Genomic DNA, 21,281 nt, shown 5'->3' on the forward strand with positions numbered 1-21,281 from the left:
ACCGGCTTCAGTCCGGCCGGATGGTGCCGGTTCTGATCTCGATGCTCAGGCCGGCCTTCTGCCATTCAAGGCGCAGCGGATCGATCATCGCGTTGACAGGTCTGCGCAGGCCGGCAGCCACGCCGATGCGGTAGGTGCCCTTGCGTCCGGTGCGCGCCAGGCTGAGCACCAGTTGCCTGGTCAGCGCCGGGCTGCACGACACCAGGGTCCAACCGAAGGTGTTGGGTGCCTCCTTCAGCGCGAAGGGGGTGATCTGTTCCCGGGCCATCAGGTCCAGCAGCGCGGTTGACCAGGTCTGGGCGTTGCCGTGGGCAACGTCTTTGATGGCTGCGCACTGCGCCTGGCAAGCGCCGTCAGCGTTCATCAGCTTGAACAAGGCCACCAGCGTGGTCGGCATCTTCGCTGGCGCGGCCAGGTTGTCGAAGGTCAGCGCAACGATGTCGGCGATGGCTCGGCGCAAGGGGCCGTTGTCCATGCCCTGGGCCAGTGGCACGCGCGCGAGCCGTATCAGCAGCGCTTGCTGCACCTGCACCGCCTCCTGTGTCATGCCGGAGGGCGAGATCATCCAGGCCACCACGGGCGGGATGTCGGTCCAGTGCAGGCTGGCACTGTCCAGACGTTCCGGGACCTTGAGCGCCGCGCCGATCAGACCGAGCTTCCAGTTGGCGTATCCCGGATCGCGGAACGTCGGCAGACGCCCCAGGATGCGGCAGGTGTGGGCCAGATCGACGCCGGCCAGGTGTCTCGCCGACTTCTCGATAAAGGCTTTCATGATGCCCCGCATCAGCGTGCGAGGCAGGCTCAGCTGGGGCAGTGCCGGACTGGTGATTTCCATGCGTTTTTCCAGCAGTTGAACGAGCGCGTCCAGCGGATCGTCTGCCGCGTACACGTTGCGCAACTGGCGGCGCAGGCCTTTGCCGTAAGGCACCGAGACCATGCCGAACTGTTCGCGCAGCAATTTCTTCACTTCGGTCGCGCGCTCCTTCAGGGCCACCACCGGCACGGTGGTCTTCTCTGCGTCGGTGCCGGCCTTGATGCCGATGGCGATCTCGGCGCGCATGATCTTGCCGCGTTGCGCGGGCAGCAGGGACAGCACGTAGGCTGCCATGGGCTGGTCTTCGTCGTTGGTGCCCTTCGCGGCATCGAATACCGGCGTGGGGTCGGGCAGTTCCAGGTCGCGCCACCAGCCGCTCTCGCCCAGCACCTGGTCGAGCACGTGATCGGGCGCCAGCGCTTCGTCGATCTGCTGGCGCACGGCGAACGGCGCTGCGCAGTACAGGCTGCTGATGCTCACCCAGTCCTGCAGCAGCTCCAGGCGCAGCTCCATCATCTTCTGGGCGTTGCCAGGTTTCAGCCGCGGCGTGAAGGCCTTGGGCATCTTGGGGTTGTCCAGTTTGGGCGTGGTCTGCACCAGCTGCGCCAGCGCGCTCACCGGCCCGCAGGGGATCAGGTCCAGCCGGTCGCCGTCGTAGTCACCGGCCAGGCTTTCCATCAGTCGCCCATAGTGCGCGCCCACCAGTTGGCGCCTCTCGTCCTTGACCACCAGGCAGCCGTGCAGCGCCAGCGTGGCGGGCGAGGTCTGGGCGGATTTCTTGGCCTCGGCGGTGGCCCAGGTCGAACACATCTTCTGGTCCTTGCTCGACAGCAGGATCGATTGCGTTGCGCAGGCCTTGGGCCATTGGTCCCGGGGCACCACCATCAGCAGCCCCTTGAAGAAGTGGGCGCGGACCACCCCGGTGTCATCGGCGGCGTAGCCGCTGAGCGTGTATTGCAGCGCTGAGTGTCCTGCCAGCACCGGGCTGTAGCCGATCTCACCCGCAGGCACCACACGCAGGTTGGTGGTGTCGTAGGGGTTGCGTCCGACGATCAGGCCGTCCTTGCCCACCGCGCGCCACTCGGGGGTGTCGGGCAGCAGCAGGGTGTGGGTGTTCGACGGCACCGCGGTGGGTGCGTAAGCGGGAGGAGCGCCGTGCACCAGGGTGTAGTAGCGCGCGTCCGATGCCTCCGCCTTGAGGGTGGGCACGTCCCATTGGTTGATGAGGGTCTGCAACTTCAGGCCGGCCTGTGTGAGTGCCTGGTCCATGACCTGCTCCGCCAGCCTGGTCTGGGGTGGGCTCAAGGTGCTTGGTTCGGGGTAGTACTGCAAAGCTTGGTAGCTCAGCCGCGCAGTGCAGGTGACGGGTTGGCGGGTGGCCGGTCCCAGCGGCGTCAAGCCCAGGCCTTCGGCCAGGTCGCTGCGGATGAAGCCCAGGCCATCCTGCGTGCGCAGCGACGCCCAGGGGCTCCCGGGATCGAAGAGTTGTTGCGGCTGCGCGGGATCGTGGTCGGGCATCAGTGCCATGGAAAACGCACCTTTGAGGCCGCGGGTGGTGTTGTGGGGGGGCAGCACCTGAGGCGCGGGCTGGCCATCAAAGGGGTCGGGTTCGGGCCGTGGCAGGTAGGTGGCGTCTTCTGGCAGGAAGGCGCGTTGTGCGTAGCAGTAGGCCTCCACCGACGTGAGCCACTGCTGGGCGAAAAAGTCGCTGGCTTCGATGGGAATGCCGATGAGCACGCCGGGGTCTCGCTCGGCCTGATCGGGTTTGAGCCGGCTGCCGCCGAAGACGTCGAAGCGGTACCAGTGGCCCTGCACGCGAGCGATGGACGGCAGCTCCTCGGGCCTGATGCCCATGTTGAGTTTCATGAGGACCGGCGGGGGCAATCTCGCATCGGTGCCGAAGAGTTCCTGGTAGATGCTGGCGTCGCGCTTCTCGAGGCCGATGAGGCGTCCGCGCGGGTTGACCACGGGGAAGTCGATGGCGCGGATCCAATCGGTGGCGATGGGCACGGGCTTGGGCAGGGCCAAGCGCTGGTGAGCGGCTTTCATGAGGGCTTGCTGCTGGGGCAGGGTCATCCGGGCGTAGGTCGGGGTGATGTCCAGTTCCGGGCGGTAGCGCTGGAACAGGCGCTGCTCCAACGGCGTGGTGGAGACCAGCGGAGCGTCGGTCGAAGGAGCCGGCTTGGCAGGCTGCGGCTGGGGGGTCGGCAGGGTGGGATCGAGGGTCGGGGCCATGGCGCGTTGCTTCCGCTTGACCAAGAGGTCGACCCAGCCTCTGGCGCGCTGCTCCAGCAACTCGCGGAACTTCAGGCGCGCCTTGTCCTGTGTCTTCACGCGCCTTTCGAGCTTCAGGATGTCTTCCACGGCCGCGACCGCGACGGTGAGGTGGCGCATCCAGGGTTCATCAGGCTGGGGGATGCGTGGCAGACCATCCAGCCACGCCGTCCAGCCCTCCAGCGTTTCCCTCAGTTGCAGGCGCATGGCGTTCATCTGGTCGTCGCCCGTGCGGTCCGGGCGTTGCGCGCCCGGTTGGACCGCTTGACCGCCCGGTGCCGTGCCGACCGCTGGCTTCGGGGGAGAGCGGCGTTGGTTGAGGGACCGGTGCAAGCGTGCGAGGTTCCTGGGCAAATTCACCAGAAGGCTCTGGTCCGGCCGGCCCACCGGCAACCGGCACATCTGCGCCATGCCGCCCGCCCACTCGGTCACGCCTGCGGCACGGTCGCCGGCCCCCAGGGTGAGCAGCCTGGCCGTGGAGCTCATGGCATGGCTCAGATCCCAGATCTCGCTGATGGTGTACCGCTTGGCCAGCCGGGCTTCTCGCTGGGTGGACCACATGGCTGCCACGGCGTCGGCCACGCCATCGTCGTCGGGCAGGAGCACCTCGTGGCGCAGCGCGGCGCCCAGGCCGGCTTGCGCCTGGGCATGGTCCTCCAACGTACCCCCCTGGAGCGCACCACCGGCGATCAGCTTCAGCAGCCGCGTGCACGCATCGCGCAGACCCGGGGTGTCGGCGTCCAGTGCAGCGGGGGAGACGTCCAGAGCGGTCTTCAGGCTGTTGAAGGTGTTGGAGATGCTCTGGCTGTCGCCGTGGTCCAGCCGGCCCGTGTTGGTCTGCTCGATGAGGCCATGGAGGGCCTGTTGCAGGTCCGGGTCGTCGCCGGGCTGCAACCGGTGGTCCAGGGCCGCCCGCAGATCGTTGAAGACGCTGGCGATTTCCTGGGGCTTGCCGGCATGCATTGCGCCGGCGTTCACACACTTCGTGAGGCGGGTGAACGCAGCGCGCAAACCGCTGTCGTCGATCGGAAGCACCTGGCCGTCCAGGGCGGCCCTGAGGCCGTTGAAGGTGTTGGCCAAGGTTTGGCTGTCGCTGTCGTCCAGCCGGCCAGCGCCGACCTGACCGACAAGGTGGTGGAAGGCCTTCTGCAACTCGGGATCGTCGCCAGGCAGCAACCGGTTCTCCAGGGCTGCCTTCAAGCCATTGAACGCGCTGGCGATGTGCCGTGACTTGCCCGAGTCCAGATCACCGGCGATCACCTGGGCGATGAGTTGGCGAAAGGCCTGTTGAAGGCCGGGGTCGTTGGCGGGCACCACGTGGCTGTCCAGAGCGGTCTTCAGGCCGTTGAAGCCGTTGGCGATGGCCTGGCTGCTGCCTTCTTTCAGCTGGCCGGCGTTCACATGCCCGATGAGACGCCGGAACGCCAGTTGCAGGTCTGGGTTGTTGCTGGGCAGCACCGGTGGTTGGCAGTCCAGAGCAGCTTTGAGGCAGTTCAGGGCGTTGGTGATGTGCTGCGCGGTGCCCTTGTCCAGCTGGCCTGCGTTCACCCGTGCGATGAGGTGGCGGAAGGCTTTTTGCAGGTCCGGGTCGTTGCTGGACATGACCGGGGGCCGGCACGCCAGCGCTGCCTTCAGGCCGTTGAAGGTGTTGGCGATGCCTTGGCTGTCGGTGCTGTCCAGCCGGCCAGCGCTCACCCATCCCAGGAGGCGATGAAAGGCCTGTTGCAAGCCTGGGTCGTTGCCGGGCAACACCTGGGGCTGACTGTCCAGGGCGGCTTTGAAGCCGTTGAAGGTGTTGGTGATGTGCTGGGCATCGCCAGCGTCCAGCTGGCCGGCGTTCACCCGGGCGACGAGGTGGCGGAAGGCCTGTTGAAGGTCCGGGTCGTTCCCGAGGAAGTCCGGTGGCTCGCTTTCCAGGGCGGATTTGAGCGCGTTGAAGGTGTTGGCGATGGCCTGGCTGTCGTTGCCGTCCAGCTGACCGGCGCTCACCCGGGCAATGAGGTGGCGAAGGGCCTTTTGCAGCGCCGGGTCGCTGCCGGAAAAGGTCGGTGGCTCGCTCTCCAGGGTGGCTTTGAGGGCGTTGAAGGCGTTGGCAATGGTTTGGCTGTCGCCGCCGTCCAGGCGACCGAGGCTCACCCACCCCAGCAGCAGCCCGAAGGCCTGCTGCATGCCCGGGTCGTTGCCGGGCAGCACCGGCGGATGGCTTTCCAGCGCGGCTTTGAGCGCGTTGAAGGAGTTGGTGATGTGCTGGACTTCGCCGCCGTCCAGTTGGCCGGCGTTCACCCGGGCGACGAGTTGGCGGTAAGCCCGCTGCATGTCCGGGTCGTTGCCGGGCAGCACCGGCGGATGGCTCTCCAGCGCGGCTTTGAGGCCGTTGAAGGTGTTGGCGAGGGCCTGGCTGTCGCCACCGGCCAGTCCATCGGCATTCACCCACGCAAAAAGCTGTCGGAAAGCCTGTTGCTGGCCCGGATCGTTGCCGGGCCACACCGTGGGATGTGCCTCCAGCGCGGCCTTCAGGCCGTTGGAGACCAAGGCAATGTGCATCGCGGTTTCGTGGAGCCTGGCGCGCTCGCGCTGGATCCACGCTTCATGGCGTTCGACCAGCCGCCGCAGGACGTTGTTCGCGTGAGCCCGGTCGCCCGCAGCAGTGGCTGCAGGTTGCAAGCGGTCAAAAGCGGTCCGCATCCCGTCGGGCAGGGTCTGGGGTGGTGGTGAGCAGTCGAGCCACTTGATGATGTCCTGGCAGGGAACGGGCACCGTTGGGGGCTGCTCGCTGACCGGTGCTTGAGCCTTTGCACCTGGCGCCCTCACGTCGGCGAACGTGGTGTCCACCAAAGTCTTGACCTCCTGCAAGGTCGCCTGGGTCTGCTCGACCTGCGCGATGGTGGGGCCGGTGGGCAGAACCACCTGTTCCATCAACCCGAACAGCAGTCGGTAAGCACCCTGCAGTCGCACGTCACCCGCTTGCGCGTACCTGGTGGAGACCACCGACTTCAGCACCGTGGCGATGACAGCAGCTTCCCCCAGTTGTGGCTTCCGGGTTTTGTCGCTGCGTGGCTGGGGCAGGTAGCGCTGCCTCGCCGCCGCCAACACGCGGTCGAACAGGAAGCCGTACACCAGGTTGTCCACCTCGGCGGGCCTGGGGGACATCGCGGCCAGCGCCTGGAGCCCCGCCTTGTTCCTGCAGTAGGGCGAGAGCGAGCGCGTGAGCCGGTCGCTGGCTTGCCAGTCGCCGCCGCTGTGGATCGTCCACATCTGCTCGCACCTCTGCACATGGCTGAAAAGATTTTTGACGGCGTTGGGCAACTGGGGGTCTGCTGTCACCGTGTGGGTGGAGGACGGCAGTCTGGCCTGCGGTGCAGACCCGGTGGAGACGCTGCGCGGGCGCGAGATGTCGGCCGGCGGGGAGGGCGGCAGTTGGGTATCCGACGCCAGGTGGCGTGGTGCCGATGTGTTCTCACTTCGGTTGTCCCGTCGCAGCCGCTCGTCTTTTTCCCGCCGCTCGCGTTCGTTGACCTGCTGGTCCGTGAGATCGTTCTGGCGTCGCTTCATGGCTGGCTCCTCACACCGATGTCGGGCGTTGGTTGGTGCGGTTGTTCATGCGGTCTTGGGCAGCAGCGGCTTCAGCTCGGCCACCGCATCGGCCATGTCCCAGAGTTCGTCGGTGAGGGCCTGTGCGCTCAGGCGGGCCAGGCTCAGCGTGCGTTGGTACACCGCAGCGTCCTCCACCGGGTCAATGCCCAGCAGGTCACCCTCGATCACGTCGGTGGCCTGTACCAGCAGCGCTTCGCAGAATGGCCCGCGCAAGGCAGCCACCTTGGGCAGGGCGGCGATGTGCAGCTGCACGATCAGCAGACCGTCGTCGGGCAGGCACTGGCCGACGGTGCGCAGCCCGTTCAGCCGAAGTGCGCACGCGCCCGCGCCGTCGGTCTTGCCATCGGTGATCTTGTGGAGGGAAAAAAACGCTCGCCACAGCGCTTCTGCGCTGGACACGTTGTCGTCGTCGGTGGTCGGGGTGGTGGCGGTGGCTGCAGGCATGGCGGACTCCGTTGGGATGTCTGCCCTTTATCCGCCACCAGAGCGCAACTCACCATCCACCGCCAACGCTGGGCTCATGAGTCTGGTGGAGCCACCGGATGGTCTCCATCGCCCGTGGAGCAGGCCCTGAGCGGCCGGCGGGGCGCTCAGGGGCGGCCGAGGAACAGGTAGAGCCCGGTGTAACCCTTGGGCGCACTCACGATGCTCAGGTACAGCGGGCCAATGCCGGTGTCTGCACCCACAAACAGGCTGCCCGCGCCGCGCAACTGCCGCAGTGTGATGTCGCTGCGCTCGGTCCAGGCGTTGCCCGCTTCCAGCGAGCCGCCCACAAACAAGGCGCGCGCCACACCCACCGAAGAAGCCAGGCGCTGGTAGTAGGTGAGCCGGCCGAACAGCAGGTAGTTGCCCGCCACCTGTGCCGTGCGGTAGCCCGAGAGGTTCTGGAAACCGCCGAGCGAGTATTCGTCGATGGCAGCCAGCGGGATCTGGTTGGTGTAGGCCATGCGGCCACCCAGGTTGAAGGTGTGCACACCCCAGGTCTTCACGGCGGTGAAGCTGCTGTCCAGGCGGGTGAAGTCGGTGGTGGTGCCACCGTCCAGATCGCGCCGGCCCCACGACAGCTCGGCCTGACCCCGGTAGCCGCGCGAGGGGAAGTTGGCGAAGTCGAGCTGATCGGCCATCACGGCTGCGCGCAGGCCGCGTTCGGTCCATCGCACGGTGCTCACCCCGGCGGGAATCGCTGCCGACAGCAGTTCCGGCTTGGCGCGTCGCGCACTGGCCACCACGCCCAGCCGCGCCTCTCCGAGGGTGCCGCGCAGACCGATCGGCCAGCCCATGTCGGCACCCACCTTGACGCCCTGGCGCTGTACCAGCGCGAGGGCGTCGCCCTGGTCGTTGAACAGCTCCACCTTGTTGATGTTGCCGTCCACATACGCCGCCACAAAGCGTTCGTTGTTCATCCCCAGCGGTTGGTAGATCTCCGAGTACAGCCCCACCGTCTCGCCCAGCTGCACGCGGTTGCGCCACTCGGCGCCGCTCTCGTTGAGCCAGTGGCGGTTGTGGCTGATGCGCAGGTTGAACGCACCTTCGCCTTGAAAGTCGGTGCGCAGGTCCAGTCCCACGCGCAGGTAGTTCGGCCCCCACGCGTTCTCGCGCAGGTTGATGGTGAGGTCTTCCGTGCCGTTGTCTTCGCGCCGGGTCAGCGTGTAGTCGATGCGCTCGTAGTCGCCCGCGGCCGAGAGCTTCTGCAAATCCCCCTCGATCCTCGGCACATCCACCCGCTGGCCGGGTTCGACCTCCAGCGCCCGGGCCAGCAGTGCCGCGCGCTCATCGCTCACCCCCTCGAAGTGGATGGCGCCGATGCGGCCCACCCGGTCGGCGTTGGCCAGCGACTGGGTGCTGCGCGACTTCACCCAGCCCGCGTAGCGCGCCTCGTTCACTGCAAAGCGCGCGAGCGCCTCGCGCACCGTGCCGGCGTATTCGTTGCCTGCCGTCACCAACTCCTCGGCCTTGTCGAAATCGCTCGACGTGAGCTTGCCCAGCGGCGGCGCCAGCAGCAGGTCCTTCGGGGTGAGGGTGGCGATGCTGGCCTGCACGTTCTGTTCGGTCAGGATGTTGACCATCTGTGTGGTCACGCCCAGCACCGTGCCCAGCGTGTCGCGCCCGGCCAGGGGGGTGCCGATGTTCACCGCGATGATCACCTCGGCCCCCATGGTGCGCGCCACGTCCACCGGCAGGTTGTTCACCAGCCCGCCATCACCCAGGATGCGGTCGTTGATGGCCAGCGGCGAGAACACACCAGGCACCGACATGCTCGCGCGCAGCGCCGCGGCCAGGTCGCCCCGGTCCATCACCACCGCCCGGCCGGTCTCCATGTCGGTGGCCACCGCGCGAAACGGCGTGGGCAGCTGGTCGAACGATTCGAGGTGCCGGGTGGACAGCGTGTAGCGGCGCAGCAGCACCTCCAGCGAGCGGCTGGACACCGCGCCCGTGGGCAGGCGGAACTCGCCGTTGCGAAACCCGAGCTGCAACACCGGCGAGAGCTCGAAGTCTTCTTCCTTGCGGCGTTGCGAGAGCAGCTGGCGCGGCTCGCGGCTGTTGAACAGGCCGCCCCAGTCCACCGCCAGGATCTCGCGCTCCAGCTCGTCGGCCTTCATGCCGCTGGCGTACAAGCCGCCGATGATCGCGCCCATCGAGGTGCCCACGATCATGTCCACCGGCACCTGCGCAGCTTCCAGCGCCTTGAGCACGCCCACATGCGCAAAGCCCCGCGCCCCGCCGCCCGAGAGCACCAGGGCCACGCGCGGGCGCTCGCCGGCCACCGTGCCCTGTGCCGCCGCTGGCAGCGGACCGAGCAAGGTCGCCAGCGCGGCGAAGATGAGGGGAAAGAGACGGGAACGCATGCGACACCTGTGAGCAAGGGCGGCGCACGGGCGCCGGGATGCGGCCAAGTGTAGGCGGGCACCCATTCAAAACCGGTCCCGATACACCCTGTCACGCAGCCGTCAGCGCTGGGGAGCACAACCCGGAAAAGCACGCCCGTTCGTGGTAATTTGCGGCTTCCCTGTCAGCCCTGCGCTGCCCCCACCTGCCCACCGAGAGACACCCCATGAGCGACATCCTCGTCCACACCGAAGCCGGCGTCTGCACCCTCACGTTCAACCGCCCCGACAAGAAGAACTCCATCACCGCCGCCATGTACGGCGCCATGGCCGACGCACTGCAGGCCGCGCAGGACGATGCGCAGGTGCGCTGCGTCGTGTTCCAGGGCAACGAGGCCATCTTCAGTGCGGGCAACGACATCGCCGACTTCCTCAACAACCCGCCCGCCACCACCGAATCGCCGGTGTTCCGTTTCCTGCGCGGCATCGCGCAGTTTCCCAAGCCGCTGATCGCAGCCGTGTGCGGCCCGGCCGTGGGCGTGGGCACCACCATGCTGTTTCATTGCGACCTGGTGTACGCCGGCGACAACGCCGCCTTCTCCATGCCCTTCGTCAACCTCGGCCTGTGCCCCGAAGCCGCCAGCAGCCTGCTGGTGCCGCAGATGCTGGGCTACCACCGTGCCGCCGAAGCCTTGCTGCTGGGTGAGCCGTTCATGGCCGAAGCCGCACTCGAAGTCGGCCTGGTCAACCGCGTGTTGCCGCCGCTGGAAGTGGCCGGCTATGCCCAGACCGTGGCCCGCAAGATGGCCGCCAAGCCCATCACCTCGCTGATCGAGACCAAGCGCCTGATGAAGCAGGGTCAGCTCAAGCAGGTGATGGCCGTGATGGCCGAAGAAGGCGTGAGCTTCGGGCGTATGTTGGGCGAACCGGCGGCCAAGGAAGCGTTTGGCGCGTTCATGGAACGCCGCAAGCCGGATTTCTCGAAGGTGTGAAACGTCGGGGCGGTTCAACCGCCCCTTTTTTCAGGTGCACAGGACGACGGCACCTGCGGAAAGTGGGCGTAGACGTCCACCCGGCGATCGAAGGACCGTTGCTCTGGGGCCTCGCTCCATGAAGGCTGAGTCGGCGGGCTGGTGAGGATCACGGGTGCGTGGCGGAAAACCACCCTGCTGCACAGGCGTTCTGTTGACCGCAACGCATTGGCCACTGCGGTTGCCCGCGCCCACGCCAGCGACTCGTTGCTCCCGAAAGTCCGGCGCGTTTTTTCGGTCAGTGAGGTGGGGTCGTGCGATCCCACCACAAAGGCCGGCGCTCTGCTGCCTGCTTCATCCAGTTGGAGCTGGCACAGGCACGCCGATGCCGAGCTGGGGATGTCGGCGCTGCCGGGTGCGAATCCGGCGATGCTCACCCGAAGAATGGGAGGCAGGCTGGTCGACGGTGGTTCCGTACCCGGCGGCGGAGGTGGTGCAGGTGGTGGTGCAGGTGGCGCAGGTGGAGGTGGCGCAGGTGGCGGTGGCGGTGGCGGTGGCGGTGGCGGTGGCGGTGGTGCGGGTGGCACAGAACACGCACAACAAGTGCAGGCGGAGGGCGTCTGTCCGCGTTCGCGCATCTCCGCAAGGCTGGCGGCGACTGCCGACACGAGGGCGGCCACGGCCGTCAGCAGCGCCAGCCAGGAAGCCCACCCGTTGCCGGTCGCGGAAGCGCTCCCTGCCGCCGCCCCGGCCAACACGACGCTCATCACCATGAACAGCAGTGCGCCGAGCAACCACCACCATGGGGAGAAAGCCGGCAGGTTCACGACATCCACTTGAAATGTGGTGCCCTTGAAATCCACATACAGCAGGATGGCGCCCACCAGGGCCACAGCAACGCCACACAGCAACCGAAGGGATTCGGTCCGGAACGGTGGCGCCGCTCGACCGTGGTACTGGCCGGTCGCCCGGAAACTGTGGAGCGAAAGAGCGACCGACATCAGACCCTGCAGGGCAAGCAGTGCCCCGCCAATGAGGAGCAGTGCTGCCGCCAACACCGTCATGAGTCCACCCGCCGACGCAGCCGGTGCAACGGATGACCGTAGCGCCGGTACTTGCTTGCTTTGAACATCGTGTCCTCCGCCTTGCTGTATTCCCGCCTCGCTGCAAAACCGCGCCACTCTATCGCAGGGCGCTTCAAAATCCAATCCTGTGGTGCGGCATGGGCGTGCCGCCCTCGACCGGCCATGGCAACAGGTTTTGAACTTCAGCACCGCAAGGCGCTGGTGTAAGGTACGCCGCCATGACCGACCCCACCGAACAAGCCAAGTCCCACTTCTTTGAAGGCAACGCGCTCTTTGAAACGGGCCGTCTCGAAGACGCCGCCGCCCGATATCAGGCCGCGCTGGCCCTGGTGCCCGGGCGCCCCTCCGTGCTGGCCAACCTGGGTGTGACGCAGTGCCGCCTGGGCCGGTGGCTGGACGCTGTGGACACCCTCGCGCAGGCCACCCAGGCCGACCCCACACACCGCGACGCCTGGGTGGCGCTCGGGCTGTCACACGAAGCGCTGTCCCACTGGAACGAGGCGGCGCACGCCCTGCACCAAGGCATTCGCCTGGGCGCGAACACCGGGCAGCTCTGGTTGTCGCTGGCCATGTGCCGCATGCGCCTGCAGCAGCCCGACGAGGCCTTGCACGCACTCGACCAGGCCGTTGCCACCGAACCCACCCTCGCCGAAGCCTGGAGCCAGCGCGGCAGCCTGATGCGCGACACCGGGCGCCTTGCGGAAGCGGCACGCTCTTACGAACAAGCACTCGCGAACGGCGGCGATGAAACGCTCAACCGCTTCTACTTGTCGTCGGTGCAGGGTGGGGCCGCGCCGGCCCATCCGCCGTCTCTGTATGTGGAGGCGCTGTTCGACGAGTACGCCGACGAGTTCCAGTCGCATCTGGTCGAACAGTTGAACTACCAGGCGCACAGCACCCTGCTGGCGCCGCTGCGTGCCAGCGGCCAGCGCTTCGAGCGGGTGCTCGATCTGGGTTGCGGCACCGGCCTGTGTGGCCGCCTCATCCAGGCGCAGGCGGGCGCGGTGGATGGTGTGGATCTCTCGTCCGCCATGGTCGCGCAGGCTCGGGCCAGCGGCGCTTACCGCCATGTGGTCCACGGCGATCTGTTGGCGTTCTTGCGTGAGAGCTCCGAGCCCGTGGATCTGGTGATGGCGGCCGATGTCTTCATCTATGTGGGCGCGCTCGACGCGGTGTTCGAAGCGGTGCGCGAGCGGCTGCAGCCCGGCGCATGTTTTGCCTTTTCGGTCGAACTCGCCAGCGACGGCAGCGAACTCAAACTGCTGCCGAGCCTGCGCTACGCCCACTCACCGGCCTACATCGACCGGCTCGCCACGCTCAATGGCTTTCGCGTGCGTCAGAGCTGGCAAGCCCCGCTGCGCGAAGACCAGAAAAAGCCGGTGATGGGTTTGTATGTGCTGCTGGAGCCGGTGGCCAGCGCCTGACGTTCAAACCACCTTCGCCGGGCTGTACCTGAACGTCGCCCGTATCACGCCGTGGTCGCCGGTGCCCAGGGTTTTGTGGTCTTCGAAGTTCAGGTGGTCGTTGTTGATCACCAGGCCGTCAAACATCCAGAGTCGCTTCTTGCTGTTGTCGTAGAACTCCTGGCTGACCAGGATGTGGTCGAGCGACTCGCGGATGTCCTGGTGCACGTGGGTGTAGTACACGTCGCGCGTGTCGCGGTACTCCTGCAGGGTCTGCGCGGTGTAGAGCGAGGTGTCGCCACCGCCCTTGCTCTCGCCCACCAGATACCGCGGCTGCTCGGTGAGGATGTTGGCGGTGTTGCTGTGTTGCCCGTCGTTGATGTCGCCCAGCACGATCACCGGCGTGTCGCTGCCCTTCATCTGTTCCGAGAGCAGAAACCGAAGCGCCGTGGCCTCTGCCGTGCGCCGGATGGTGGAGATGGCCGCGCCCAGGCCGGTGGCGTGTTTGCCGTAGAGCGCGCTGTCGGCCTTGAACCACTTCTCGTTGAACACCTGCGTCGGCCCTTTGGACTTGAAATGGCACACGTACACATGCACCTCGGGCCCCGGGCTGCGCGGCTGGATGGTGAAGTGCAGCACGGGCCGCGAGTAGCCCTGGATGTTCACGCTGATGCTGGGCGTCTGCGGATCGTCACCGGTGGAGCGCAACACGAAACCAGGCGGGAACTTCGTGATCCATTCGGGCTGGCCGGTGAGCAGTCCCTTGCGCACCAGGGCGCCGCAGTCGATGCGTTTGCCGTTGGCGTTGGGCGGGGCCAGCAGGTCGTAGCTGTCGGCCACACCGGCCGAGGTCAGCGCGCGCTGCACCGACACCGGGTTCCACATTTCCTGCAGGCCGAACACGTCGGCGTCCAGCGACTGCAACTGGTGCGCGGTCCAGCCGATCTTGCGGTCGTACTCGGCCTGGGTCCAACCCGTCTTGTCGGTGTACATCGGCAGGCCGGGCTCGTTCAGGTTGTAGAGGTTGAACGAGCCGATGCTGAGCTGCTTCAGGTTCATGGTGACACCTCCTGCTGGTTGAGGCCACCACTGTGCGCCTGCCGCGTGACAATGCCACCCCCCCGATGAGGGAAGGCGCCGGGCGGCTCAGGCGCTGCGCCGCGCCACCCAGTAGGCCGCGCCCTCGGCGCCGTAGCGCTCGGCGTGCGGCACGTGCGCGTCCAGCTCGAAGGTGTCGCCCGCCCGCAGGTGGCGCGTGTGCTCGCCCACCGTGAGCCACATCTCGCCGCGCGCGACCAGGGCGTTGGCGGCGAACGGATGCGTGTGGGTGTCGAGCACGGTGAGCGGCGCCCATTCGCGCTCCAGCACCTCGTCAAAGCCCTCGGCGAGGCGTTGCTGGCGGAAGGTGTCGAAGGTGGTGTTCATGGGCGGGATTCTCCGCACGCAGAGATCCGGGTCAAGCGAATCGGCGACCCCGCCGCGTCAGACCAGCCGGGCCAGCTTGACCGCCGTGGCCGATCCGCTGCCCACCAGCGCGCACCAGGCGCGCAGCAAGGCCCCAGGCGGGCGGCTCTGCAGGGCCAACGCTTCGTCGCGGTGCGCCACCTCGTCGGCCTGGCACTCCACCAGCAGGGCGCGCAGGTGCTCCACACCGGGACGTCCTTCGATGCGGTCGATCTGCTGCTGGTAGTGGTGGTCCACGAAGGTCTCCACGGACGCGATGGTGGCGTGCACCGCGCGCGGTCCCACCAGCGCGGGCAGGGCGCCGGTGAGGAAACCCGCCACGCGCCAGGCCGGCAGCAACCAGCTGCGCCGCGCCCAGGGCAGCACCTCGCACACGCGCCGCAGGTGGTCCTGTTCGGTGGCGCCGTGGCGCTGCGCAAAGGCCTTGAGTTCGGCATCGCGCGTCACCAGCGCGATGCCGCGGTAGATCCACACCGCACCGGTTTCGCCCGCGTGGTCCGACCGCAACTCGGCCAGCATGTCGTCGGGCACGGCCGGCGCGTCAAGCCCGCGCGCCAAGCGCTGCATGGCCGGGCGCACGCGCAGAAAGCCCACGTAGGTGCGCTCCATCAGCCAGGACGCACCCGGCACACGGCCCAGGAACGCCAGCCAGCGCCAGCCCGGCAGGCGCGCCCACAGCGCCAGAAAAGCCTCGGCGCCACTGAGCAGGCTGCCGTCTTCTTGCTGCACATGAAAGCGCGCCAGCAAGGTGCTGCGCTCATTGGGCAGCGCGGTGCCGGGGGTGCTCACGTCGACCCAGCGCACCGGCTCGCGCGCTGCGAGCCCCTGGTAAACGGCGATCTCGCGCCGGCACAGCGGGCAGTCGCCGTCGTACAGCACGGTCATGCAGCTCTGGGCGGGGGTGATGTCGCTCATGCGCATGATCGTATCGACGCCGGCGCGCTGCTGCAGCGCCGCGCGCCAAGACCCCAGCGAAGGTGTGAAAGAAACCCCGCGCTGTGTAGGATGTTCAGCCTGCTGCCCACCCTGTCTGGAGACCCCCATGTCCTACATGCTGTTGATCATCGAACCCACCACGCAGCGCGCCACGCGCACCGAAGCCGAAGGCCGCGAGGTGTATGGCCGCATGCAGCGTTTTGGCGAACGCCTGCAAGCGCAGGGCAAGCTCAAGGCGTCCGAGTCCCTGGCGTCCCAGACCAGCGCGGTGCGCGTGTCCAACATCGCCGGGCGGGCCACCGTGGTGGACGGCCCGTTTGCCGAGGCCAAGGAAATGGTGGGTGGCTTCTTTCTGCTGGATTGCGACAGCCTGGACGAAGCGGTGGCCATTGCCCACGAATGCCCGGCTGCCGAGTGGGCCACGGTGGAGGTGCGGGCGCTGGCGCCTTGTTACGAATGAGCGTGTCGAAAACGCCATCACTGCATCGTCGTACCGGTTGAAACCCCACCACCGACCCATTCCATCAGGAGAAGCCCATGCGATTCATGATCATCGTGAAGTCTTGTGACGAATTCGAAGCCGAAACCACCCCTGCGCCCGACGAGGCGCTCATGGCCGAGATGGTGCGCTTCCACGAAGAAATGGCCCAGGCCGGCGTGTTGCTCGACGGCTCGGGCCTGCACCCCAGCCGCAAGGGTTGGCGTGTGCACCACAGCGCCGACGGCGGCAAGCACATCGTCGATGGCCCGTTCGCCGAGGCCAAGGAACTCATCGCCGGCTACACCCTGATCCAGGTGCGCTCGCGCGAAGAAGCGCTGGAATGGAGCCGGCGTTTCCCCAACCCGGCCGGCCGCGGCAAGGAGGGCGTGATCGAACTGCGCCAGCTTTACGAGCTGGAGGACTTCCCGCCCAGCCAGCCGCTGGAAGACTTCAAGAAGCTCGATGCCATGCAAGGCCAGCAGCGCTGAGGAGCACCACCATGCCCACCCAACACTTCGACATCCTCATCCAGGCGCCGCGCGAACGCGTGTGGACCACCATGCTGCAGTCGCCCACCTACGAACAGTGGACCAGCGCCTTTTGCGAAGGCTCGCAGTTCGAAGGCTCGTGGAAGGCCGGCGATGCGATCCGCTTCCTGGACCCGGGCGGCAACGGCATGGTGTCCGAGATCGCCGAGCACCGCCCCGCCGAGTTCGTGTCCATCCGCCACCTCGGCTTCATCGAGAACGGACGGGAGGACACGACCAGCGACGCGGTGCGCGCCTGGGCACCCTGCTTCGAAAACTACACCTTCACCGACGAAGGTGGCGGCACCCGCCTGCGCATCGACCTGGATGCGTTCGGTGGCTACGAGGACATGATGGCCCGACTCTGGCCGCCAGCCTTGGACAAGCTCAAGCGCCTGTGCGAAGGCACGAACTGACACCCCGACAGGAGAACCCCCATGCTGCGCCAGATCTTCGTCAACCTGCCCGTCAAGGACTTGAACAAGTCCAAGGCCTTTTTCCAGGCCCTGGGCCTGAGCTTCAACCAGCAGTTCACCAACGAGCAGGGCGCGTGTCTTGAAATTGCGCCCGACATCTTCGCCATGTTGCTCGTGGAGCCCTCCTTTCAAGGCTTCACCAAGCTGCCGATTTCGGATGCCCGGAAAGCCACCGAGGTCCTGATTGCGCTGTCGTGCGACAGCCGCGCCGAGGTGGACGAGCTCGTGGCCAAGGCGGTGGCCGCCGGCGCCACCACACCCAACGCGCCCGTGGACCACGGCTTCATGGTCCAGCACGGGTTTGCCGACCTGGACGGACACCAGTGGGAGGTGTTCTGGATGGACATGGCCCAAGCGCCCGCCCAGATGTAGACGCAGCCCATGCATTCCGGCGTCCACCAGGCCATTGCCACCGTGTGGCGCCTGGAATCCGCGCGCATCACCGCGCACGTGGCGCGCGTGGCGCGCGACGTGGGCGTGGCCGAAGAGCTGGCCCAGGACGCGCTGGTGGCCGCGCTGGAGCACTGGCCGAAAGACGGTGTGCCCGACAACCCCGCCGCCTGGCTCATGACCACCGCCAAGCGCCGCGCGCTCGACCACCTGCGCCACCGCCAGATGGCCGAGGCGCGGCACGAGGGCATCGCGGCCGACATGGAGGCGCTCGGCACCACCCACGTGCCCGACTTTGTGGACGCGCTCGACGCGGCCCGGCAGGACGACATTGGCGACGATCTGCTGCGCCTGGTGTTCACCGCCTGCCACCCCGTGCTTTCGACCGAGGCGCGCGTGGCGCTCACCCTCAAGCTGCTCGGTGGCCTCACCACCCACGAGATCGCCCGCGCTTTCCTGGTGCCCGAGGCCACCATTGCCCAGCGCATCGTACGCGCCAAAAAAACGCTGGGCGAGGCCGGGGTTCCGTTTGAAGTGCCGCGGGGCGAGGCCTTGGCCGAGCGGCTGGCCTCCGTTCTGGAGGTGGTGTACCTCGTGTTCAACGAGGGTTACACCGCCACCAGCGGCGACGACTGGATGCGCCCGGCCCTGTGTGACGAAGCCCTGCGCCTGGGCCGCATGCTGGCCGGCATTGCACCGCAGCACGCCGAGGTGCACGGGCTGCTCGCGCTGATGGAGATCCAGGCCTCGCGCGCCGCCGCGCGCACCGATGCCCAGGGTCGCCCGGTGCTGCTGGCGGTGCAGGACCGCAGCCGCTGGGACCCCTTGCTCATCCACCGCGGGCTGGCGGCACTGTCGCGAGCCGAAACGCTGGCGCCAACGGCGGGCCCTTACCAGCTGCAGGCCGCGATTGCCGCGTGCCATGCGCGTGCGGTGCGCGCGCAGGACACCGACTGGGCGCGCATTGCCGCGCTCTATGGCGATCTGGCTCGGGTGGCGCCGTCACCGGTGGTGGAACTCAACCGGGCGGTGGCCGTGGCCATGCACGCCGGGCCGGCCGCCGGCCTGCTGATCGTGGACGCCCTGGTGCACCACAAGGCCATGCAGGGGTATCACTGGCTGCCCAGCGTGCGCGGTGATCTGCTCGCCCGGCTGGGCCGCGACGCCGAGGCCCGGGCCGAGTTCGAACGCGCTGCCGCCCTGGCCGGCAATGAGCGGGAGCGAACTTTCCTGCTGGAACGGGCCAGGAGTTTGCGCTGATCTGTGGTCCTTTTGTTCGGGTACAAGCCCCCATGGCGTGGCGCCCACGCGCCCCCCACACTCGTTCAAAACAACAGGTGTTCATGGATCCCACAACCACCACGCGCAGCGAGGTCGATACGCTCGTCATCGGCGCCGGCCCCGCCGGCCTGGCCACAGCCGCCTGCCTGGCCCAGCAGGGCGAGCGCTCGCTGGTGATCGATCAGGCGCGCGAAGTGGCGTCGAGCTGGCGCCACCACTACGAACGCCTGCACCTGCACACCGTCAAGACGCATTCCGCGTTACCCGGCCTGCCGTTTCCCGACAGCGCGCCGCGCTACGTGCCCCGCCAGGGCGTGGTGGACTACCTCACGCGTTACGCCGATCGCCACGGCATCGAGCCCGAGCTGGGTGAATCCGTGGTGGGCATCGAACCTGCAGCGCGCGGCGCGGGCTGGATCACCCGCACCGCGAGCGGCCGGGTCATTGCCTCGCGCCAGGTGGTGGTGGCCACCGGCGCCAACCGCCGTCCGCGCGCACCCGCCCTGCCGGGCCAGGGCCACTTTGGCGGGCGTGTGTTGCACAGCCGCGAATACCGCAACGCCGCGCCCTTTGCCAACCAGCGTGTGCTGGTGGTGGGCATGGGCAACACCGGCGCCGAGATCGCGTTGGACCTGGTGGAACACGGCGTGCGCGCCGCGCTCTCGGTGCGCTCGCCGATCAACATCGTGCACCGCGACGTGCTGGGCCGGCCCACCCAGCTCTCCAGCATCATGCTCAGCCGCCTCCCGCCGGCGTTGGGCGATGCGGCCGCCACGCTGCTGCGCAACCTGAGCGTGGGCGACCTCGGCCGCTACGGCCTGCACACGGCCGACATGTCACCGCTGCGCCAGCTGCGCGAAGAAGGCAAGACACCGGTGATCGACGTGGGCACGGTGGCGCGCATCAAGCGCGGCGACCTCCAGGTCTACCCCGGCATCCAGACCCTGCTGCACGGCGGTGTGCGCTTCACCGATGGCACCGAGCATCCGTTTGACACGGTGCTGCTGGCCACCGGCTACGACGCTGCCTTGAACGAGCTGTTTCCGGACACGCCCCTGCCGCTGGACGCGCGCGGCATGCCGGCCGAGGTGGTGGGGCAGGGCGCGCTGGCCGGGGTGTACTTCGTCGGTTTTGACGTGCGCCAGCCCGGTGGATTGCTGCGCGCCATTGCAGCGCAGGCGCAACAGGTGGCGGCCCACATTGCCCAGGCCAATGGCGGCTGATTCCGCACCACGCTACAGCACGGTGAAGCAGGTGATTTCGACCCGATCTGGACGCCGCACGCCGGTGCCCACGAACAGGCGCTCATTGATCCAGGCGAGCGAGGGCGCGGCGGTCTCGAAAGTGGGCACGCAGCGGAAGTACACCTGAGCGGGGTCCACTGGCTCGCCCCGGATCAGGCGAGCCGTGACCTCGGGTGGCGCAGCGCGCACAGCCTTGTTGCACACATAGATCAGCTCGCCGGCATCGGTCTCCAGCAGGTATCGCGCGTCGAGTTGCGCCAGCGTGGGCGTCACGATGGCCTGGAAATCCGCACCTCCGGGCAATACGCGCGCCGTCCAGCCCTGGCCCTGCACCTGTCCGCCGAGGATGGGAATGATTCGCCGGTTGCCCGCGGGCGTCTGGCCGACTTCGTGTGCGGGCGCCACCTGCACAGAAAGCGAAGCGAAGAATGCCAGCGAGGGTGCGGGTGGCGGCGTCATCAGCGGGTGGATGGTGTCACTCATTCGCGCGGAAGCCCGTGGCCTTGACGACCTGAGCCCAGCGTTCGGTCTCTGAGGCGATGGTGGCTGCGAATGCGTCGCCATGCTCCTGCGGCACGTCGAACCCCTGTGCCTCGAGCCTGGCCTTGAAGTCCGGGCTGGCTTGGGCTTTCACTGTGGCCGCTGCGATCTGGTCGAGAACCACCTTGGGTGCGGCCGAGGGCGCCACCAGGCCGAACCAGACGGTGGAGCTCAAGTCCGGGTGGCCGAGCTCGCCCAGGGTCGGCACATTGGGGAGGAACTTCGAGCGCTCTTTTGAGGTGACGGCGATGGCGTTGAGCTTGCCGGCCTGCACCTGCGGCAGCGCCGCCTGCAGTTGCGTGAACCCCAGCAACACCTGGCCGCCCAACAGGTCCGCGATCTGTGGCGCGCTGCCCTTGTAGGGGATGTGCACCATGTTGAGTTTCATGCGTTCGTTGAGTTGAAAGCCCAGGAAATGCGAAGGTGTGCCTGGGCTGAACGAGGCGTATGCCGCCTTTTTGGGGTTGGCTGCCGCCCAACTTGCCAGGTCGGCAAGCGTTTTGGCGGGCACCGATGGGTGCGTGACCAGCACAAGCGGACTCTCGATGCCTTTGGCGATAGGCTTGAAGTCCGTCTGTTTCCAGCGCAGGTTGGGATACACGGACGGGTTGATGGTGAACATGGCCTGCGTGCTCACCCACAACGTATGGCCATCGGGTGGCGCTGCGTGCACAAAGTCTGCACTGAGGTTGCCATTGGCACCAGCCTTGTTTTCCACAATGAACGTGCCACCGGTCTGCCTGGCGAGCTGGTCCGCCAACGCTCGACCATAGACGTCCACCGAGCCGCCCGGTGGTGTGCCTACCACCAGCGTGACGGTCTTGCTCGGCCAGGTTTGGGCCATCGCTTGCGGCGCGGCGCAGACAGCCATCAGGGCCAGCAAGCTGGTGCCTGCCAGACGCGAGGTCTTTGGGAAAAAGGGAGTGGTGCGCATGGTGTCTCCTGGGCTGTTCGGTGGTGAACGTCGAATCTATGC

Annotated in this window: 17 protein-coding genes; 8 read left to right on the top strand and 9 right to left on the bottom strand. The window is 67.5% G+C overall.

Going from position 1 to position 21,281, the window contains the following annotated elements; all coding sequences use genetic code 11:
* Positions 1 to 7: 7 nt before the first annotated feature.
* From BSY239_RS01580 to BSY239_RS01590, 3 genes are all read right to left on the bottom strand, one after another.
* Positions 8 to 6,640, bottom strand: coding sequence for a hypothetical protein (locus tag BSY239_RS01580; RefSeq protein ID WP_069045291.1), 6,633 nt, complete (start codon positions 6,638 to 6,640; stop codon positions 8 to 10).
* 45 nt (positions 6,641 to 6,685) lie between these two features.
* The gene (locus BSY239_RS01585) at positions 6,686 to 7,126 is read right to left on the bottom strand and encodes a type III secretion system chaperone (protein ID WP_069045292.1); all 441 of its coding nucleotides are present in this window, start codon (positions 7,124 to 7,126) and stop codon (positions 6,686 to 6,688) included.
* A 146-nt stretch (positions 7,127 to 7,272) separates the two neighbouring features.
* On the bottom strand, positions 7,273 to 9,528 hold the full coding sequence (locus BSY239_RS01590) for a patatin-like phospholipase family protein (RefSeq protein ID WP_069045293.1): 2,256 nt from the start codon (positions 9,526 to 9,528) through the stop codon (positions 7,273 to 7,275).
* A 206-nt stretch (positions 9,529 to 9,734) separates the two neighbouring features.
* On the opposite strand from BSY239_RS01590, the gene BSY239_RS01595 reads away from it, so the two are divergent.
* Positions 9,735 to 10,499, top strand: coding sequence for an enoyl-CoA hydratase (locus BSY239_RS01595; RefSeq protein WP_069045294.1), 765 nt, complete (start codon positions 9,735 to 9,737; stop codon positions 10,497 to 10,499).
* A gap of 14 nt (positions 10,500 to 10,513) precedes the next feature.
* Here BSY239_RS01595 and BSY239_RS22575 read toward each other — a convergent pair whose 3' ends face one another.
* Entirely contained in the window at positions 10,514 to 11,542 is a 1,029-nt protein-coding gene (locus BSY239_RS22575) for a hypothetical protein (RefSeq protein ID WP_083239755.1), read from the bottom strand.
* 239 nt (positions 11,543 to 11,781) lie between these two features.
* Here BSY239_RS22575 and BSY239_RS01610 point away from each other — a divergent pair, with 239 nt between their 5' ends.
* Complete coding sequence (locus BSY239_RS01610) at positions 11,782 to 12,987, top strand: tetratricopeptide repeat protein (protein WP_069045297.1); 1,206 nt, start codon at positions 11,782 to 11,784, stop codon at positions 12,985 to 12,987.
* 3 nt (positions 12,988 to 12,990) lie between these two features.
* On the opposite strand, the gene BSY239_RS01615 is transcribed toward BSY239_RS01610, so the two are convergent.
* The 3 genes from BSY239_RS01615 to BSY239_RS22755 form a co-directional block, all read right to left on the bottom strand.
* A complete protein-coding gene (locus tag BSY239_RS01615) occupies positions 12,991 to 14,025 on the bottom strand; it encodes an endonuclease/exonuclease/phosphatase family protein (RefSeq protein WP_069045298.1) in 1,035 nt (344 codons plus the stop codon).
* A gap of 87 nt (positions 14,026 to 14,112) precedes the next feature.
* The gene (locus BSY239_RS01620) at positions 14,113 to 14,391 is read right to left on the bottom strand and encodes a cupin domain-containing protein (RefSeq protein ID WP_069045299.1); all 279 of its coding nucleotides are present in this window, start codon (positions 14,389 to 14,391) and stop codon (positions 14,113 to 14,115) included.
* Positions 14,392 to 14,448: 57 nt separating this feature from the next.
* Positions 14,449 to 15,345 (bottom strand): demethoxyubiquinone hydroxylase family protein, encoded by an 897-nt coding sequence (locus BSY239_RS22755; protein WP_069048707.1) that lies wholly within the window; start codon positions 15,343 to 15,345, stop codon positions 14,449 to 14,451.
* Between the two features lie 127 nt (positions 15,346 to 15,472).
* On the opposite strand from BSY239_RS22755, the gene BSY239_RS01630 reads away from it, so the two are divergent.
* From BSY239_RS01630 to BSY239_RS01655, 6 genes are all read left to right on the top strand, one after another.
* Complete coding sequence (locus tag BSY239_RS01630; RefSeq protein WP_069045300.1) at positions 15,473 to 15,826, top strand: YciI family protein; 354 nt, start codon at positions 15,473 to 15,475, stop codon at positions 15,824 to 15,826.
* A 77-nt stretch (positions 15,827 to 15,903) separates the two neighbouring features.
* Entirely contained in the window at positions 15,904 to 16,335 is a 432-nt protein-coding gene (locus tag BSY239_RS01635; protein WP_069045301.1) for a YciI family protein, read from the top strand.
* Between the two features lie 11 nt (positions 16,336 to 16,346).
* Complete coding sequence (locus tag BSY239_RS01640) at positions 16,347 to 16,790, top strand: SRPBCC family protein (RefSeq protein ID WP_069045302.1); 444 nt, start codon at positions 16,347 to 16,349, stop codon at positions 16,788 to 16,790.
* Positions 16,791 to 16,811: 21 nt separating this feature from the next.
* Entirely contained in the window at positions 16,812 to 17,222 is a 411-nt protein-coding gene (locus BSY239_RS01645) for a VOC family protein (RefSeq protein ID WP_069045303.1), read from the top strand.
* A gap of 9 nt (positions 17,223 to 17,231) precedes the next feature.
* Complete coding sequence (locus BSY239_RS01650; RefSeq protein ID WP_069045304.1) at positions 17,232 to 18,500, top strand: RNA polymerase sigma factor; 1,269 nt, start codon at positions 17,232 to 17,234, stop codon at positions 18,498 to 18,500.
* Positions 18,501 to 18,583: 83 nt separating this feature from the next.
* Positions 18,584 to 19,744, top strand: coding sequence for a flavin-containing monooxygenase (locus BSY239_RS01655; protein ID WP_069048708.1), 1,161 nt, complete (start codon positions 18,584 to 18,586; stop codon positions 19,742 to 19,744).
* 12 nt (positions 19,745 to 19,756) lie between these two features.
* Here the strand turns inward: BSY239_RS01655 and BSY239_RS01660 are convergent, their stop codons facing one another.
* Positions 19,757 to 20,248 (bottom strand): DUF3237 domain-containing protein, encoded by a 492-nt coding sequence (locus BSY239_RS01660; RefSeq protein WP_069045305.1) that lies wholly within the window; start codon positions 20,246 to 20,248, stop codon positions 19,757 to 19,759.
* Positions 20,241 to 21,239 carry a Bug family tripartite tricarboxylate transporter substrate binding protein gene (locus BSY239_RS01665; RefSeq protein WP_069045306.1) on the bottom strand — a complete coding sequence of 333 codons (999 nt, stop codon included), beginning with the start codon at positions 21,237 to 21,239 and terminating at the stop codon, positions 20,241 to 20,243. The genes BSY239_RS01660 and BSY239_RS01665 overlap by 8 nt, the downstream gene beginning before the upstream one ends.
* Between the last annotated feature and the right edge of the window lie 42 nt (positions 21,240 to 21,281).

The organism is Hydrogenophaga sp. RAC07 (genome assembly GCF_001713375.1).
In the GTDB taxonomy this organism is placed as follows: Bacteria; Pseudomonadota; Gammaproteobacteria; order Burkholderiales; family Burkholderiaceae_C; genus Hydrogenophaga.